General features: G+C 67.4%; 16 protein-coding genes. 7 read left to right on the top strand and 9 right to left on the bottom strand.

Features of this window, described 5'->3' with window-relative positions:
* Nucleotides 1-425 precede the first annotated feature (425 nt).
* Nucleotides 426-1,193, bottom strand: coding sequence for a precorrin-4 C(11)-methyltransferase (cobM, locus tag M8859_RS17900; RefSeq protein WP_195070903.1), 768 nt, complete (start codon nucleotides 1,191-1,193; stop codon nucleotides 426-428).
* A 92-nt stretch (nucleotides 1,194-1,285) separates the two neighbouring features.
* Complete coding sequence (locus tag M8859_RS17895; protein ID WP_159924860.1) at nucleotides 1,286-1,711, bottom strand: PPOX class F420-dependent oxidoreductase; 426 nt, start codon at nucleotides 1,709-1,711, stop codon at nucleotides 1,286-1,288.
* A 194-nt stretch (nucleotides 1,712-1,905) separates the two neighbouring features.
* On the opposite strand from M8859_RS17895, the gene M8859_RS17890 reads away from it, so the two are divergent.
* Entirely contained in the window at nucleotides 1,906-2,382 is a 477-nt protein-coding gene (locus tag M8859_RS17890; RefSeq protein WP_195072442.1) for a hypothetical protein, read from the top strand.
* A gap of 9 nt (nucleotides 2,383-2,391) precedes the next feature.
* Here the strand turns inward: M8859_RS17890 and M8859_RS17885 are convergent, their stop codons facing one another.
* From M8859_RS17885 to M8859_RS17870, 4 genes are all read right to left on the bottom strand, one after another.
* A complete protein-coding gene (locus M8859_RS17885; RefSeq protein WP_195072443.1) occupies nucleotides 2,392-3,330 on the bottom strand; it encodes a protein kinase family protein in 939 nt (312 codons plus the stop codon).
* A gap of 41 nt (nucleotides 3,331-3,371) precedes the next feature.
* A complete protein-coding gene (locus M8859_RS17880; protein ID WP_195072444.1) occupies nucleotides 3,372-3,734 on the bottom strand; it encodes a hypothetical protein in 363 nt (120 codons plus the stop codon).
* 194 nt (nucleotides 3,735-3,928) lie between these two features.
* Nucleotides 3,929-4,201 carry a hypothetical protein gene (locus tag M8859_RS17875; protein ID WP_159924868.1) on the bottom strand — a complete coding sequence of 91 codons (273 nt, stop codon included), beginning with the start codon at nucleotides 4,199-4,201 and terminating at the stop codon, nucleotides 3,929-3,931.
* Nucleotides 4,202-4,427: 226 nt separating this feature from the next.
* Nucleotides 4,428-4,835 carry a hypothetical protein gene (locus M8859_RS17870; protein WP_195072445.1) on the bottom strand — a complete coding sequence of 136 codons (408 nt, stop codon included), beginning with the start codon at nucleotides 4,833-4,835 and terminating at the stop codon, nucleotides 4,428-4,430.
* Between M8859_RS17870 and M8859_RS17865 the strand changes: the two genes are divergently transcribed.
* Nucleotides 4,834-6,399: a helix-turn-helix domain-containing protein gene (locus M8859_RS17865; RefSeq protein ID WP_159924874.1), complete on the top strand. Its 1,566-nt coding sequence runs from the start codon at nucleotides 4,834-4,836 to the stop codon at nucleotides 6,397-6,399. The genes M8859_RS17870 and M8859_RS17865 overlap by 2 nt on opposite strands.
* Before the next feature lie 252 nt (nucleotides 6,400-6,651).
* Nucleotides 6,652-7,968 carry a helix-turn-helix domain-containing protein gene (locus tag M8859_RS17860; protein WP_159924876.1) on the top strand — a complete coding sequence of 439 codons (1,317 nt, stop codon included), beginning with the start codon at nucleotides 6,652-6,654 and terminating at the stop codon, nucleotides 7,966-7,968.
* Between the two features lie 41 nt (nucleotides 7,969-8,009).
* Here M8859_RS17860 and M8859_RS17855 read toward each other — a convergent pair whose 3' ends face one another.
* Together M8859_RS17855 and M8859_RS17850 are read right to left on the bottom strand one after the other, a co-directional pair.
* Entirely contained in the window at nucleotides 8,010-8,309 is a 300-nt protein-coding gene (locus M8859_RS17855; RefSeq protein WP_159924878.1) for a DUF6506 family protein, read from the bottom strand.
* Between the two features lie 122 nt (nucleotides 8,310-8,431).
* A complete protein-coding gene (locus M8859_RS17850; RefSeq protein ID WP_195070375.1) occupies nucleotides 8,432-9,358 on the bottom strand; it encodes a LysR family transcriptional regulator in 927 nt (308 codons plus the stop codon).
* A 418-nt stretch (nucleotides 9,359-9,776) separates the two neighbouring features.
* Between M8859_RS17850 and M8859_RS17845 the strand changes: the two genes are divergently transcribed.
* The 3 genes from M8859_RS17845 to M8859_RS17835 all read left to right on the top strand — a co-directional run bounded on the left by M8859_RS17845 (nucleotide 9,777) and on the right by M8859_RS17835 (nucleotide 13,671).
* On the top strand, nucleotides 9,777-11,270 hold the full coding sequence (locus M8859_RS17845; RefSeq protein ID WP_159924882.1) for a purine-cytosine permease family protein: 1,494 nt from the start codon (nucleotides 9,777-9,779) through the stop codon (nucleotides 11,268-11,270).
* A 272-nt stretch (nucleotides 11,271-11,542) separates the two neighbouring features.
* A complete protein-coding gene (locus M8859_RS17840) occupies nucleotides 11,543-12,928 on the top strand; it encodes an MFS transporter (RefSeq protein ID WP_159924884.1) in 1,386 nt (461 codons plus the stop codon).
* Nucleotides 12,925-13,671: a 3-hydroxybutyrate dehydrogenase gene (locus M8859_RS17835; protein ID WP_159924886.1), complete on the top strand. Its 747-nt coding sequence runs from the start codon at nucleotides 12,925-12,927 to the stop codon at nucleotides 13,669-13,671. Before M8859_RS17840 ends, M8859_RS17835 begins: the two co-directional genes overlap by 4 nt.
* 8 nt (nucleotides 13,672-13,679) lie before the next feature.
* On the opposite strand, the gene M8859_RS17830 is transcribed toward M8859_RS17835, so the two are convergent.
* Complete coding sequence (locus M8859_RS17830) at nucleotides 13,680-14,273, bottom strand: SACE_7040 family transcriptional regulator (protein ID WP_195070373.1); 594 nt, start codon at nucleotides 14,271-14,273, stop codon at nucleotides 13,680-13,682.
* A 93-nt stretch (nucleotides 14,274-14,366) separates the two neighbouring features.
* Here M8859_RS17830 and M8859_RS17825 point away from each other — a divergent pair, with 93 nt between their 5' ends.
* Nucleotides 14,367-15,992, top strand: a complete 1,626-nt coding sequence (locus M8859_RS17825; protein WP_195070372.1) for a carboxyl transferase domain-containing protein — start codon at nucleotides 14,367-14,369, stop codon at nucleotides 15,990-15,992.
* The last annotated feature ends 3 nt before the right edge of the window (nucleotides 15,993-15,995 follow it).

Genomic DNA, 15,995 nt, shown 5'->3' with positions numbered 1-15,995 from the left:
CCGTAACCTCGCTTCCGGAACACCACGCAAGCGCTCCCCGACCACACCCGGAGGGGACGCGCACCTTTCCAAGCGTGGCGCCTGCGTCTCCGGGCTGAGTTCTCACATCAAATCAGGCAAAAAATGTTCATTTGAACTATCTGTCCAGCATGCCGACTTTGTTACATGGGCCCGACCGTGCCCAGAACCCACCGACCGGCTCCGCCGGGACGTTCTTTGCGAATCACCGGATCAATCTACCGTCGCCTCCGGCACCCAACCAACCATCGGTCATAGCCATCAAGCATCACCACAGGCAGTAGCGTTGCGAAGAGTTCGCCAAGAGATGTTGCGGTTCTCACACAGGTCACTCCTGCGCCATTGGCGACACTTCCGCGCCGAGAGACGGCAGCCGCCTACCCGCCCACGGTGGATCCGCGCCATTGTCATTCAGGCTGCGCACCCGCGGGGCCGCGAACCCGCGACGGGTCGTAGAGGTGCGATTGCGCGCACGACACCGCGGGCGTGAGCGCACGACCCACCAGGATCACCGCCGCCTGCCGCAGTCCGGCGGCTTCGACCTGGTCGGCGATGTCGGCCAGGGTGCCGCGCAGAACCAGTTGCTCGGGCCGGCTGGCGCGGTAGACGACGGCGACCGGGCAATCCGGGCCGTAGTCGGCGGCCAGTTCGGCGGCCAGGGCGCGGACGCTGGTGATGGCCAGATGAAGCGCGAGGGTGGCTCCGGTGGCGGCGAAGTTCGCCAGCGCTTCCGACTCGGGCATCGCGGTGGAGCGGGCCCGGGTACGGGTCAGCACGACCGACTGCGCCAACTCAGGCACCGTCAACTCCGTGCCGAGTACGGCCGCCGCGGCGGCGTAAGCGGGCACGCCCGGCGTGACGTCCCACGGCACACCGTGCGCGTCGAGCCTGCGGGTCTGCTCGGTCAGCGCCGAGTACAGCGACGGGTCACCCGAGCACAGGCGAGCCACGTTCTTGCCTTCCGCGGTGGCGCGCACCAGATGCTCGGTGATCTGTTCGAGGTCCAAGTGCTGGGTATCGATCAGCTCGGCGTCCGGCGCGCAGTGGGCGAGTACGTCGCGATCCAGGTAGGTCCCGGCATACAGGCATACCGGCGACGCGCGGAGCAACTCGACCGCGCGCACCGTCAACAGATCGGCCGCGCCCGGCCCGGCCCCGATGAAGTGCACGGTCATGCGCGCGAGTGTATTGACCGCCGGAACCGATCGGCCGACCGAGCGGCGCACGACCCCCGCGGCAACGATTCGCGGTGGTGGGGACCCGGCGCTCAGGCAGTGGCGTCGAAGTGGGCGATCACCTTGTCGGGGCGGAGGCGGACGACGAGTTCGCCGGGGACGCCGTTGCGCTTGCCGAATTCCTCGGCACGGTCCGCGCCCATATAACGCCCCCCGATCGCGGTGGCTGTGCGCAGGAGTTCGCCGGGGTCTTCCGAGAGCGTCACCGACCCCTGCAACTGGACCGACGCGTAGGGCGGTTCCTCCAGGTCGACGCAGATCGCGATGCGCCCGTCGCGGGCGAACGCCTTGCCCTTCGCGGTCGACTTGCCGGTGTTGAAGACCAGCTCGTCCCCCTTGAGAATGAACCAAACCGGACTCACCACCGGCCTGCCGTCGGCGGCGACGAACGCCACCTTGCCGGTTCGAGTGCCGTGGGTGAGGAACTCGCGGACTTCGGGATCCGAAAGAGAGGCCATCCGCTCACCCTAGGTCGCGATCGGCCACAGATCACGCGGCGAATCGCCGAGACGACGACCGGCCGGACAGCGTCGTGCTCGACCAGGGCTCCGATTCCGAACACAGCAGCGGCTCGATCCCTGCCCGGAGCACGAGGCCCACGACCATCGACAGATGGTTGCCCATTTCATATGCGTGTGCATATCATCTGCAAATGCGTATTAATTCTACAGATCGAGGATCCTCCGACCAGCCCGGCACGGCAGGCGAACAACCGTTCTCCGAGGGCACCGTGCTCATGCCCTGGCAAGCCGGGCCGCGCCACGACATCGCGGGTCCGGTATTCATCAGCGTGACCGACTTCCTCGCCGTGACCGAAGAAGACGTTCAGGAGATCTACAAGACGGGGATGCGGCTGGGCCGGAATTGGCCCGTGATGCACGGCGCGGTCGGCCTGTGGCTATGGGCGCGGCCATCCGAGTTGCGCGGCGGGTCGATCTCGGTGTGGGAGACCGAGCAGGACACGCGGCGGTTCGTGCGATGGCCGGTGCACACCGACATCATGCGAAAGTGGCGCGGCCGAGTCCGAGTCGCCACCGACTCGTGGCGGGCCGCCCGGTTCGACGCTCACGAAGTGTGGACACGGGCGCGGAACACGATCGACCAGCGCCCGCACCCACAGGCCGGATGACCCAGTGGATCAAGGTGGCAGCACCCTGGCATCGGCAGGGATCATCCCGAGCTCCCGGATTTTCTCCAGCCGTGCCACCGCGCCCTTGATGGCGTTGTCATGGAGACCGGCGTCGCCGAGCGCCGATCGAAAGCGGTCCATGTCCACTCCTCGGACCCCACGCAGCACATCATCCTCGAGGCGCTGACCTTTCTGCGCCGTCACGAAGTCGGAATCGATATTGATCTCGAGCGGTCGAGTCGAGAGGGGGAACGACCGACCGTGATCTATGGCGACCACCTCGAGCTGCCCGTCGCGTTCGACGGTGCGATAGTTGCCGGGATGGCGATCGAGCGCACCGATCACGTAATCGAGTACCGCGACCTGCTGTTGCTGGGCTCTCGGGTACTCCGCCACCGTCCGCGCAGGGCCGGACTCGACGAACCGCTGGATCATGCCGGGCCCGGACGCTCTGCCGTCGGGTCCGATCACACCGTCCGTCCGGGCTGTCGTCGGCACCCTGCCGAAGCCGAGTAATTCATCGACCCGATAGGCCGCGATCTCCCGGCTCGTCAGCGCCCCGGGGGCGTGGACGAAAGGCAACCCCGGGTCGTATTCCTCACCATGGATAGGCTTGTAGATGTTCAATTCACCGTCGTCGGAACGCATCTTCCGCACCGTGGTGGAGCTTCTCGCCACGGCTTCCCGCATGTCGCCCTCGAACTCGACATCATCGATCAGGCGGCGCGCCCGCATAGCGGATTCGGCGGCACTGGCCTGGTAATTCCACGTTCGCTCCCGGGAAGCCTGCGCCGGATGCGGCTGTGTCCGGGTGCGCGCTTCTTCCAGCAGATGCGACCCGCGCTCGTCGGCATCCCGCAACGCGCGAGCGCCGCTGTCGAGCGTGCTGCTGGTGCGCCGGTAGGTGCCTGCGGCCGTCCGCGTCCCGAGATCGAGGGTTTTGGTCAAGCGCCGGGTGATGTTGCGAAGAAGTGGGGTGACAGCATCTCTCACCGAGAGGGCGGCGCCGAAGCGCCATCCGAGCCCGATGCCGGGCCCGCCGACCAAGGGGTGCGGACGGCGGGCCGCTTCGGCTCGTCCGGGCTTTCATCGACGACGCGGTAATAGCTCATCGCGCGCCAGTGGAGCAGCGCGCGGAGGAAAGGGGCGCCTTCGTCCGGCATGATTCGCGCGGGCGGGTCGAAGACCTCGATACCGCGCTCGTACAGCCTTTCCGCCAGCAGGCATCCGTCGCGATCGACCACGGTGAGCGTCACGCTACCGCCGGGATCCAACCTGAATTGGGCCACTCGGCGTGCTTGCGAATAACCGACGTCGTAGATCGCGACCGAAGTCGGCGTGTACTCAGCCATGAACCCTCACCTCACCTGCGACGAACCGCCCGGCAGCGGTCCGGCATCCGACCGGCGAAAGCTCCCGGACCAGATGTCGACGTCTCACGAGGCAACTTACTACCGAACAGTCGGTTTCTCGTGATGAGGTCGCGCAGGTTCACCCAGCCCGCTATCTCATCTATCTCATCGCACTCACCCGATGCGCCGCGTGCTCAGCGCTGCCACGGCAGGCAGCCCGCGGCACGCAGGCGGGTGGCCAAGCCGGAGCCGACGGTCGCGCTGGAACCGTTGCCCGCGGTGAGCGCGAGCAGCAGGTCGAGGCCGAGGCCTGCGCCGAGGGAGCAGCCGAGCAGGTTGATGTCGACCGAGATGATCTCGTCCTTGGGCGCACCGGGCAGGGTCTCCTCGGCCTGCGCCGAACTCGCTCCGATCACGGTCGCGGCGGCCAGCGCCATGACGAGGGCTCCCGCTTGGATGGATCGCACTCAATTCCTCCTTGCACGCGTCACCCGGCGCACTCTTATTGCCGGGCAAACGATCTGATGTGTGGTGAGCGTCGGCTTCCCGACAGCCCGCTGTCATTTGTTGACCGATCGGGCGCGGCGGAAACACCGATCGTCGGCAATGGCCCCATGCGGCGTCCCGATCGCCCATGCGGGATGTAGGGACAAGGCGGGAGGCGGAGCCGAGTTCGTCCACCGAGAGGTCGTTTCAGAGGTCAGGGCCGGATGTGTTCCGGCCGGACGCCGAGTCCGATGAAGCGGCCCAACGCGTTCGATCACCCGAGCGTGGTCCGAGGGGCCATGGTGCGGCGGGGCGTCCCATGCCCTGCGGTGGAATGTGCCTGGAGTCCAGAGTTATCAGCCCGCACACGGCCATGAGCGCGTCCGCGCGGTCTTCCAGATGGCCCCGGGACGGCGTGATCACCGCGATCGCGCCGACGCGGCCGATCACGGTGAGCAGCGCCTCGAGCGACGCGGGTGCGGTCGGCCCCGCGACCAGCGTTCGTGCCAGATCGAAGCCCGACGACTTCGCCAGCACGCGGATCTCCAGTTCGTGCCGGCGCGCGCGGCGCCCGGAGATGTCGCGGCGCAGATACCCGACCACTTTCGGCTTCATGATCACCTCTCGTTCGATGGGTGCGCCCGCCGCCGGGGGCTTTCGCCACCGCTCGCGGCTCACCGCGTCCGGAGTGCCGCACCGACACGACATCACCCCGGCGGCGCGCGCACCTCGAGCCTCGAGGAACGGACGGAACATCGCGACGCTGTCAAGCGCACGGCACCGGGTGTGCGGAATCTGCGGTTGCCGCCCGCGGCCTGCGGATTCCTGCTTAAAGTTCGCGCACGACAGCGGGTTTCGGAACAGGGGGCCGAAAGTGTTCGACCACGAGATGGACGGCGTGTGGAAGTCGCCGCAATTCCGCAAGTTGCTCGCCGAGGGTCGGCCCGGTCAAGCCCTCGCCCTCGTCCGCAGAGAGATGGGCTTGTCGCAAGCCGACTTCGGCGCACTCCTGCACTGGGACCGCACTCACGCGGGCCGCGTGGAACGCGGTGAAGTGGGGACCATCTTCGACATCCGCGAACTCGTTCGCGCCGCCGACGCGCTGGGAGTGCCGCGCACGGCATTGCTTCCAATCTTGCTGGGACCGGTCGACCCGAGGACCATCGAAGGCGGGGGGAAAGGAGCCGACGACATGGACCGCAGACAATTCGGCCTGGCAGCAACAATCACCACTATGGCCGCAAGCGCACCCGCACAGTCTGCGCCGCCCCGGGTCGGGTCCGGCCATGTCGCCTACTTCCAGACACTGACGCAGCGCATGTGGAATCACGACAATCACTTCGGCGGCGGGGACATCGCCGAATTCGCGTTTCGGCAATATGGTTTGGCTCGCCGCCTGCTCGACCACGGTGGCTACGGCCGACACACCGGCCTCCGTCTGTTGGCCGAGACGAGCCGTCTTGCTCGCTGCGCCGGTTGGCTCTGCCTGGACGCTGGGCGATCCGCTGTCGCGCGGCAGTGCTACGTCGAAGCGGTGCTGATGGCCGAGCAGGCCGACAACGACGAATTACTCGCCAATGCGCTCGCCAGTTTGACGTTCTTGACCACCGACAGACCGACGAGCCGCGAACCCGTGCGGCTGGCTCAGCGCGCCAGCCACCTGGCTCGCCGAATCCCGTCGGCCCGGCTGAACGCGGTCCGATCCGCCCGTGAAGCCGTGGCACACGCGGCAATCGGGGAACGGCAGGACTTCGAACAGGCGATGACCCGAGCCTGGCGCGAGGTCGAGCGAGGACTCGACGATGTCGACGAGCCGGTCTGGCTGCACCACGTCACACCGTCCGAGATCAGGTCGATCGAGGCCCGGGGCCGCGTCTACTTGGGTCAGCACGACCGGGCCGTAAGCATCTACCGAGAAACGATCGGGGAACGCGGCACCCAGCGTCCACGAGACGAAGCCTCGTACCGCGCCTATTTCGCCGCCGCTCTCGCCGGGCTCGGCGACTCCACCGCGGCGATCACCGAAGCGCACACCGCCATGACCCTGTTGGAAGGCCCGGTCGACTCTCCGCGCCTACTGGCCGAACTGCGCCCGGTGCGAGTCGCCGCCGCACGCACGCGTGACGACGACGCGGAGCACTTCCGCCTCCGCTTCGACGCCCTCGCCCGCACGGCATAACCCGCAGTCAGGAACTCTGTACCGCCGATACTGCCAAGCCCACCACATCCTCATCCCGTAGAAGATCGAGCGCATGTAGCGGCATTCTCCAATTCAGCTGCTCGAATCGAGCGAAGAGGAAACGGAAGGGCGCACCGCGACGCTGTCAAGCGCACGGCACCGGGTGTGCGAAATCTGTGGTCGCCCCCCGCAGCCTGCAAAGTCGGGCTTAAAGTGCGCTCACAACAGGGATTTCGGGACAGGGGGCCGAAAGTGATCGACCACGAGATGGACGGCGTGTGGAAGTCGCCGCAATTCCGTAAGTTGCTCGCCGAGGGTCGGCCCGGTCAAGCCCTCGCCCTCGTCCGCAGAGAGATGGGCTTGTCGCAAGCCGACTTCGGCGCACTCCTGCACTGGGACCGCACTCACGCGGGCCGCGTGGAACGCGGTGAAGTGGGGACCATCTTCGACATCCGCGAACTCGTTCGCGCCGCCGACGCGCTGGGGATTCCCCGCTCCGCGCTGCTGCCCCTCTTGCTCGCGACACCCGATACGGGGACCATCGACTACGGGGGTGGCGAAGGAGTCGATGACGTGGACCGCAGACAATTCGGCCTGGCAGCGACAATAACGGCAGTGTCGGGTGTCTCCATACCGCCGACCAGGGCGGCTGAACCGATTCGGGTCGGCACCGGGCACGTCACTTATATTCGGGTGCTCACGCAACGGCTGTGGGAGCACGACAACCATCGTGGAGGTGGCGGCGTCTTCGACTACGCAGCGCGCCAATACGCCTCGGTACGGCGGCTGCTGGACTCCAGGTCGTACGGCCGCCACCTAGGGACCGAATTGGTGAGTGCCACCGGATGGCTGTCGAATACCGTTGCTTGGCTGGCTCGTGATAGCAATCGGCCCGGCACTGCCTGGCGGCAACTCACGGAATCGGTTCTGCTTGCCGAACAGTGCGGCGACAACGCCTTATTGGCCGCCGCCCTGGGAGACCTCGCGAATCTCGCCGCGTCCTCCCCCGCCTCTTTTGCCGAGCCCGTGCGCCTCGCACGGCGCTCGACAGAACTCGTCAGGGGCATACCGTCCGCTCGCATGAACGCGCTGAAGGCCGCCGAGGAGGCAACCGCGTACGCGGCCGTCGGTGACCAGCAGGAGTTCGATCGCGCGATGGCGCGAGTGTGGCGCGAGGCCGATCGCGGCCTCGACAATCCAGACGACCCGGCATGGTTGGAGCACGTGAACGAGGCCGAGTTGCACGCCCATGAGGCGCGAGGACTCCGGATGCTCGGGCACCACGGCCAGGCGGCCGAACTGTGCCGCCAGAGCGTGGCCCACGGGGGTTATTTCCCACGGGACGAAGCCTCGTACCGCGCCTATTTCGCCGCCGCTCTCGCCGGGCTCGGTGACTCCACCGCGGCGATCACCGAAGCGCACACCGCCCTGGCCCTCCTGGAAGGCCCCGTCAACTCTCCACGACTTCTGGCCGAATTACGCCCGGTCCGCGTAGCCGCCACCCGCACACGGGGAGACGACGCAGAACACTTCCGCCACCGATTCGACACCCTCGCCCGAACGGCCTGACTCGGAGAACAACAGACGCGATCTGCCTTTGCGGCATACGGTCAGGAGAAGATGGCGTGCACCTGGTCGACTGCTTCAGGCCCGTAGCCGACCGTGCCCACGGGCACCGCACCGTCGATCGCCTCGATGACGCGCCCGGCCCAAACGGGCCCGAACCCTCCGCACAGCTCGATCAATTGCACACCCTCGTCCACCAGGCGGCGCGCGACCTCGATGCCTTCCTCGGGCTTCTCCACCCCCACGAGGACAGTGCGGCACTTTCCGGTGTCCACGACGCTGACATCGCCGCCCGTGGCACTGCCGGCCGCTGTGTAGATGAATCCCCAGTGCATGAGCGCCATAGGTGTGACCTCCTGAAACCGTCGAAGCCACCAGCCAAACAGATCTCGGGCGAAAACGTCCAGGAGCGCAGGTGAACCTGTGTGCTCCGCAGCTCGGACCGCCGATGTTCGCCCGGCGGAAGTCAGCCCAGGCGTCCGAGAAGGACGTCGCGCTGGTCGGCGACCATGGCGCGGATCGCGGTGACGACGGCGGCCACTTCCGGGCGGCGGAGCGTTTCGGTGCGGGCGACCAGCCAGTAGCCGAGGGTGACCGTCACCGAATCGGCCAGCACGCGAACGAGATCCGCGTGGCGATCGGCCATGAAGCAGGGCAGCAGGCCGAGGCCCGCTGCCGCGCGTGTGGCTTCCACATGCACGAAAACATTGGTGGAGGTGACGGATTCGCGCATCGCGGGCGCGAAGCTGGAGGCCAGGTCGAGGTCGTCGACTTGGAGCATGGAATCGATGAAGTACACCAGCGGGTGCTCGGCCAGGTCCTCGATCGTCGCGGGCGTGCCGTGGTCGCGCAGGTAATCGCGCGAGGCGTAGAGGCCGAGGCAATAGTCGGCCAGGTGGGTGGCGGTGGCGCGGTGCACTTGCGGCTCGCCGACGACGATCTCGAGGTCGAGTCCCGAACGTTGTTGCGACGCGCGCCGGGTGGTCGCCACGATCTCCACCGTGATCTTCGGGTGCTGCCGCTGCACTTCGGCGGCCGCTGGCGCGGCGATGTAGGCGCTGAAGCCGTCCGTCGCCGAGATGCGGACCACCCCTTCCAGCGATCGGTTCCCACCCGCGTCGCTCGCGAGGGACTTCACGGCCGATTCCACCGCCTCGGCGGCGGCGAGCGCCTCCTTGCCGAGATCGGTCAGCTCCCAGCCACCCGCCACCCGGGTGAGCACCCGGCCGCCGAGGGTGTGTTCCAGCGCGGCGATGCGGCGGGAGATCGTGGTGTGGTTGATGCCGAGTTCCTCGGCCGCGGTGACGAAGCGGCCGGACCGTCCGACCGCGAGCAGAACGAGGAGGTCGTCGGCGCTGGGACGTCGGGCAGACCCCGCGGAAGCCGGGCTCATCTCTGCATCTTCGCAGAACGGAACGGCCTGCCGCTCCGGCGACTGTTCGAAAGCGGCCGACCGCTCTGGGCCGGACCGACACCTGATCGTGGGCAGCACCGCAAGTTCTGCGTCACCAGGCCATACGCCGTTCGATAACGGGTCGTTAATCAGGTGTGAGGGAGTCCGCAGCGCATCACCCAGAGCGCGACCGAAGGAGCAATCCGCGCTCCGATAACGCCTACCTGATCGAAAACGCTTGCTTCCTCCGAGCGTCAGATCCGTTGCGCCTCAATAGTTGCTCTATCAACGATGGTTCCGCTCAGCACTAAACCGCCATACAATGAGCCATCATTCAGCGGCACAATAGATAAGTATACGTAATGGTCGGGGCCCGGTGCCCGCAGCCGGTCGCGGCCCTCGGCGAATGGATCTCGGCATGGCAACAGCTCCAGCGGCTTCAGCGAAAACTTCGGAATGGTCCGTCGAGCGCAAAGGCGCCGAATGGGTCACCGATGAGGAGCGTCGAGGTAAACCGCGCGCGCAGTTCTGGCCGTGGGCGGGCACCAGTTGCAACGTGCTGCTGGTGTCGTTCGGTCCGTATGTCATGGCATTGGGCCTCGACTGGCACCTGGCGGCGCTGGCGGCGGCGGCCGGTGCGGTGCTGTCGTTCCTGCTGCTCGCTCTGGTGTCACTGGCCGGGCAGCGAGGCGGGGCGGCGACCATGGTGGCCGGCCGCGCGGCGTTCGGATTTCACGGCAACAAGGTCCCGACCTTGATCAGTTATCTGGCGTTGGTGGGGTGGGAGACCTTCTCGGCGGTCCTGGCGACCCTCGCGGCCCGCACCGTTGCCCATCGGCTCGACCCGGAGATGGATACCAGACCGCTCATGGTCGTCACCCTCTGCCTCGTCGTCCTGGCCAGCACGGTGGTCGGCATCTACGGCTGCCACGTGATCTTGCGGATCCAGAAGTGGTTCGCCCTGGTATTCACCGCGCTGTCGGTGGTCTACTGCGTGCTGACGCTGCCCGAGATCTCGTTCGCGACCCACGGCCGGGCCAGTTTCGGCGCGTTCACGGGCGGGATCATGTTGACCGCCAGTCTGCTGGGCCTGAGCTGGGTGAACTGCGCGGCCGACTACACCCGCTATCTGCCACGCGAGACCGGTAGAGGTGCGCTGGTGGGATGGATCACCTTCGGCGGCACCGCGCCCGCCGTCGTGTTGATGGGATTCGGGACGCTGCTGGCTGCCGGTGATCCGGAGGTCGCGGCCAGGGCCGCGACCGATCCGATCAGCGCCTTGTCGGCCCATCTGCCCACCTGGTTCTTGGTGCCGTATCTGATCCTGGCGTTGGTGGGTTTCGTGTCCGGCTCCATCATCGGCCTGTACTCCTCGGGCCTGGCGTTGCAGACCTTGGGCGTGCGGATGCCGAGGCACTACACCGTGCTCATCGACGCGGTGCTGATCGCGGGCGCCGGTGGCTATGTCGTCTTCGCCGCTCCGGGCTTCTTCGCCCCGTTCCAGGCATTCCTGACCACGACGGCGGTGGTGATGGCCGCCTGGTCCGGAATCTTCGTCGTCGACCTGTGGCAGCGACGCCACATCGGCTACGACCGGACGGCCCTGTTCAGCCCGGTCGGCGCTTACGGCAGGGTGAACCGTGCCGGGGTCGGCTGCCTGACCGTCGCGACCCTCGTCGGGTTCGGCTTGATCACCTCGCCCGATCCGCACATCGGCCCGCTGCTCGGATATCTGTTCACTCCAGCCGCCCGCGCCGGCGGCTTGGGCAGCAGCAATCTCGGCATATTCGTCGCGCTGGTCCTCGCGACCGCGGGCTACGCGGCCCTGCACCGAGTACGCCCATCCGCCCCGCAGAACACGACCGAAGCGATCGAGAACCGTGATACGAACCTGATCGGGGTCACCACGTAGAGCTCTTCGCCCTGAGCCGATCACCGGCTCCGCCGAGCGGATCGCGCACCGGGCCGCATCCGAAATTCGCGTCCGTTCCGGGCCCGTGAACGCCTGCCGACTTCAGCCTGAATGCTGCCGCAGCCGCAGGTATCTGCATCTTTGCAGAACCGAACTGCATTAATGGTCATTGCGGCGCGATTCGTCTGCACCAATACTCTGTGCAGCCAAGCATTGTGGGGGCCATCACACCGAGACCCGGCGTGTGGCCCCGGGCACGAAGGAGAAGTGCGATGAGGGAGCACAGCGCCGGAGCGACACCGGCGAAGGACGCGGAGGGCACGACCAGCGGCCTGCGCCGCGTGGTGGCCGCGTCGATGGCGGGCACGGTCGTGGAGTGGTACGAGTTCTTCCTCTACGGCACCGCCGCCACGCTGGTGTTCAGTAAGGTGTTCTTCGCCAAGGGCACCAGCGATCTGGACGCCATCCTCGCCGCGTTCGTGACCTACGCGGTCGGTTTCGCGGCGCGCCCGCTCGGCGGCGTGGTCTTCGGACATTTCGGCGACAAGTACGGCCGCAAGAAGCTGCTGCAATTCAGCCTGATCCTGGTGGGCAGCGCGACGTTCCTGATGGGCTGCCTGCCCACCTTCGGGCAGATCGGCTACTGGGCGCCCGCCCTGCTGGTGGCGCTGCGCTTCATCCAGGGTTTCGCGGTCGGCGGGGAATGGGGCGGCGCGGTGCTGCTGGTCGCCGAGCACAGTCCCAGTCGCAGCCGGGGGTTCTGGGCGAGCTGGCCACAAGCGGGCGTCCCTGCGGGCAACCTGCTGGCGACGGTCGTGCTGTTGGTCCTCACCTCCACGTTGTCGGACGAGTCGTTCCTCGGCTGGGGCTGGCGAGTGGCGTTCTGGTTGTCGGCGGTGGTGGTGCTGATCGGCTACTACATCCGCACCAAGATCACCGACGCGCCGATCTTCGTCGCGGCGCAGCAGGAAGCCGAGCAGATCAAGGCGACGTCGCTGAGCGTGGTCGAGGTGCTGCGCCGCTACCCGCGCGGCGTACTCACCGCGATGGGACTGCGTTTCGGCGAGAACGTCATGTACTACCTGGTGGTCACGTTCACGATCACCTATCTGAAGGTGCAGGTGCACGCCGACACCGAGGTCATCCTGTGGTGGCTGCTGGCCGCGCACGCGGTGCACTTCGTGACGATTCCGCTGGTGGGCCGGCTGTCCGACCGCTTCGGCCGCAAACCGGTCTACCTGGTCGGCGCGCTGACCGCGGGCACCTGGGGCTTCTTCGCCTTCCCCATGATGGACAGCGGCCACAACGTGGTCATCATGTCCGCCATCATCATCGGCCTGGTCTTCCACGCCTTCATGTACGCCGGGCAGCCCGCGATCATGGCCGAGATGTTCCCCACCCGGATGCGCTATTCCGGTGTGTCCCTCGGCTACCAGGTGACCTCGATCGTGGCCGGTTCGCTGGCGCCGATCATCGCCGTCCGGCTGCTGAACACCTACCACTCCGCGGTGCCGATCGCCTGGTATCTGGCGGGCGCGGCGGCGGTGAGCGCGATCGCCGTGCTCGTCGCGAAAGAGACGAAGGGGCTGTCCTTGGAGAGCATCGATCACGCCGACGCCGCGAGCCTGGGCGCGCGCACCGAGGTGACCGTGCGATGAGTGATCTGACGGGGCGCGGCGCTCTGGTCACCGGCGGCGCGAGCGGTATCGGCGCGGCGTGCGCCCGTGCGCTCGCGGCGCGGGGAGCCACGGTGACGGTGGCCGACGTCGACGAAGCCGGCGCGAAGGCGATGGCCGGGGAACTCGGCGGCAAGTCATGGGCGGTCGATCTGCTCGACGTGACGTCGCTGGAGGAGCTGGAACTCGACATCGACATCCTGGTGAACAACGCCGGGGTGCAGCACATCAGCCCGATCGAAGACTTCGCGCCGCAGCGTTTCCGAGATCTGCTCACGCTGATGGTCGAGGCGCCGTTCCTGCTGGTGCGCGCCGCTCTGCCGCACATGTACCGGCAGGGCTGGGGGCGAATCGTCAACATCTCCTCGGTGCACGGCCTGCGCGCCTCCGAATTCAAGGTCGCCTACGTCACGGCCAAACACGGGCTGGAGGGGTTGTCGAAGGTCACCGCACTGGAGGGCGGACCGCACGGGGTGACGAGCAACTGCGTCAACCCCGGCTATGTGCGAACACCGTTGGTGGACAAGCAGATCGCCGACCAGGCCAAGGCGCACGGCGTGCCCGAACAGGAGGTGGTGGAGAGGATCCTGCTCACCGAGAGCGCGATCAAACGCCTCGTCGAGCCGGAGGAGGTCGCCTCGCTGGTGAGCTGGCTCGCGTCGCCGGAGGCGGGCATGGTCACCGGCGCGGCATACACGATGGACGGGGGGTGGAGCGCGCGATGAGGGCGCGCTCACCCCAGCGCCGTCAGCGCCATCCTGCGCAGCACCGGCCTGGCCCTGGCGGCGGTCGCGTCGCTCGCGCTGTGCGGGGTGGAGTTGATCAGGCCGAAGACGGCGTGGGCCTGCACCCGCGCCGTCTCCTCGGGTAGTTCCGGATGCAGCTCGCGCAGCACGCCCACCCAGATCTCCACGTACTGGCGCTGGGTGCGGCGGATCTCGCGGCGGGCCGGGGCGGGCACATTGTCCAGGTCCCGGTCCTGGATGCGGATCAGCTCGGGTTCGCCGAGCGCGAAGTCCAAGTGGTGATCGACCAGCCCGGCCAACGCATGCTCGGCGGAATTCGTGCCCGCCACCACCGCCTTGCCGCCGTCGAGCAGGCGCTGACTCACCCCGACCAGCAACTCGACCAGCAGCGCTTCTTTGTTCGGGAAGTGCCGGTAGACCGCCGGACCGCTGATGCCGACGGCGGCCCCCAAGTCGTCCAAGCGCATGCCGAGGAAGCCGCGATCGGCGATCAACCGCGCCCCGGCTTCCAGCAGTTGCGTCCTGCGTTGCGCCTTCAGTTGCTCACGGCGAGTGGGCGCGACGGATTCGGCACTGGTCACACGCGTTCCTTTCCACCGACCTGGACAACTCGGTTAATCAACACTAACCTGAATTCCAGTTATCGTCGACTAACTGGACGACAGGATGGCGTGATGACCGTTACCGAAGAGGCCGTCGACAATCGCGCCGCGCACGCGGCGCTGGTCGACGACCTGCGCGCCCGGCTGGCCGCCGCGTCGCTCGGCGGGCCCGCGAAGGCGCGCGATCGCCACATCGCGCGAGGCAAGCTGCTGCCCAGGCAGCGGGTGGACCGGCTGCTGGACCCGGGCAGCCCGTTTCTCGAGCTCTCCCCGCTGGCCGCGACCGGGATGTACGGCGACGAGTCCCCCGGCGCCGGGATCATCACCGGGATCGGCCGGGTGTCCGGGCGCGAGTGCGTGATCGTGGCCAACGACGCGACGGTCAAGGGCGGCACCTACTACCCCATGACGGTGAAGAAGCATCTGCGCGCGCAGGAGATCGCGTTGCAGAACCGTTTGCCGTGCGTGTATCTGGTCGACTCCGGCGGTGCGTACCTGCCCCACCAGGACGAGGTCTTCCCCGACCGGGAGCATTTCGGCCGCATCTTCTTCAACCAGGCGACCATGAGCGCCAAGGGAATCCCGCAGATCGCCGCGGTACTCGGCTCCTGCACCGCCGGAGGCGCCTACGTGCCCGCGATGAGCGACGAGGCCGTGATCGTGCGCAATCAGGGCACCATCTTCCTCGGTGGCCCGCCACTGGTGAAGGCCGCGACCGGGGAGGTGGTCACGGCCGAGGAGCTCGGCGGCGGCGAGCTGCACTCGCGCACCTCCGGCGTCACCGACCATCTCGCCGAGGACGACCAGGACGCGCTGCGCATCGTGCGCCGCATCGTGGCCACCCTCGGACCGCGCACGCCCGTCCCCTGGGAGGTGCGGCCCACCATCGCACCCGCCGCGCCGCAGTCGGAGCTCTACGACGTGGTGCCGGTCGACCTGCGCACCCCCTACGACGTGCGCGAGGTGATCCATCGCCTGGTCGACGGAACTCCCGACGGCGAGAGCGGCTTCCACGAGTTCAAGGCCGAATACGGCAAGACCCTGGTCACCGGATTCGCGCACATCCACGGGCATCCGGTGGGCATCGTCGCCAACAACGGCGTGCTGTTCAGCGAATCCGCCATGAAGGGCGCGCATTTCATCGAGCTGTGCGACAAGCGCAGCATCCCGCTGCTGTTCCTGCAGAACATCACCGGCTTCATGGTCGGCCGCGACTACGAGGCGGGCGGTATCGCCAAGCACGGCGCGAAGATGGTCACCGCGGTGGCCTGCGCGCGCGTGCCGAAGTTGACCGTGGTGATCGGCGGCTCCTACGGCGCGGGCAACTACTCGATGTGCGGGCGCGCGTATTCCCCCCGGTTTCTGTGGATGTGGCCGAACGCACGGATCTCCGTGATGGGCGGCGAGCAGGCGGCGTCGGTGCTGTCGACGGTGCGCGGCGACCAGCTCGACAGCAGCGGGCAGCCCTGGTCACGCCCGGGCGGGAGTAGGGAGGGATCAAACGCGGACGAGGAGGCGTTCAAGGCCCCGATCCGGGAACAGTACGAAAGCCAGGGCAACCCCTACTACTCGACCGCGCGGTTGTGGGACGACGGCGTCATCGATCCGGCCGACACCAGGACGGTGCTCGGACTGGCTCTTTCGGTGTGCGCGCAAGCCCCGCTCGAACCCGTTTCCTACGGCGTATTCCGGATGTGATGG

The organism is Nocardia sputi (assembly GCF_023501985.1).
This window is presented reverse-complemented; position numbering and strand designations above follow the sequence as displayed.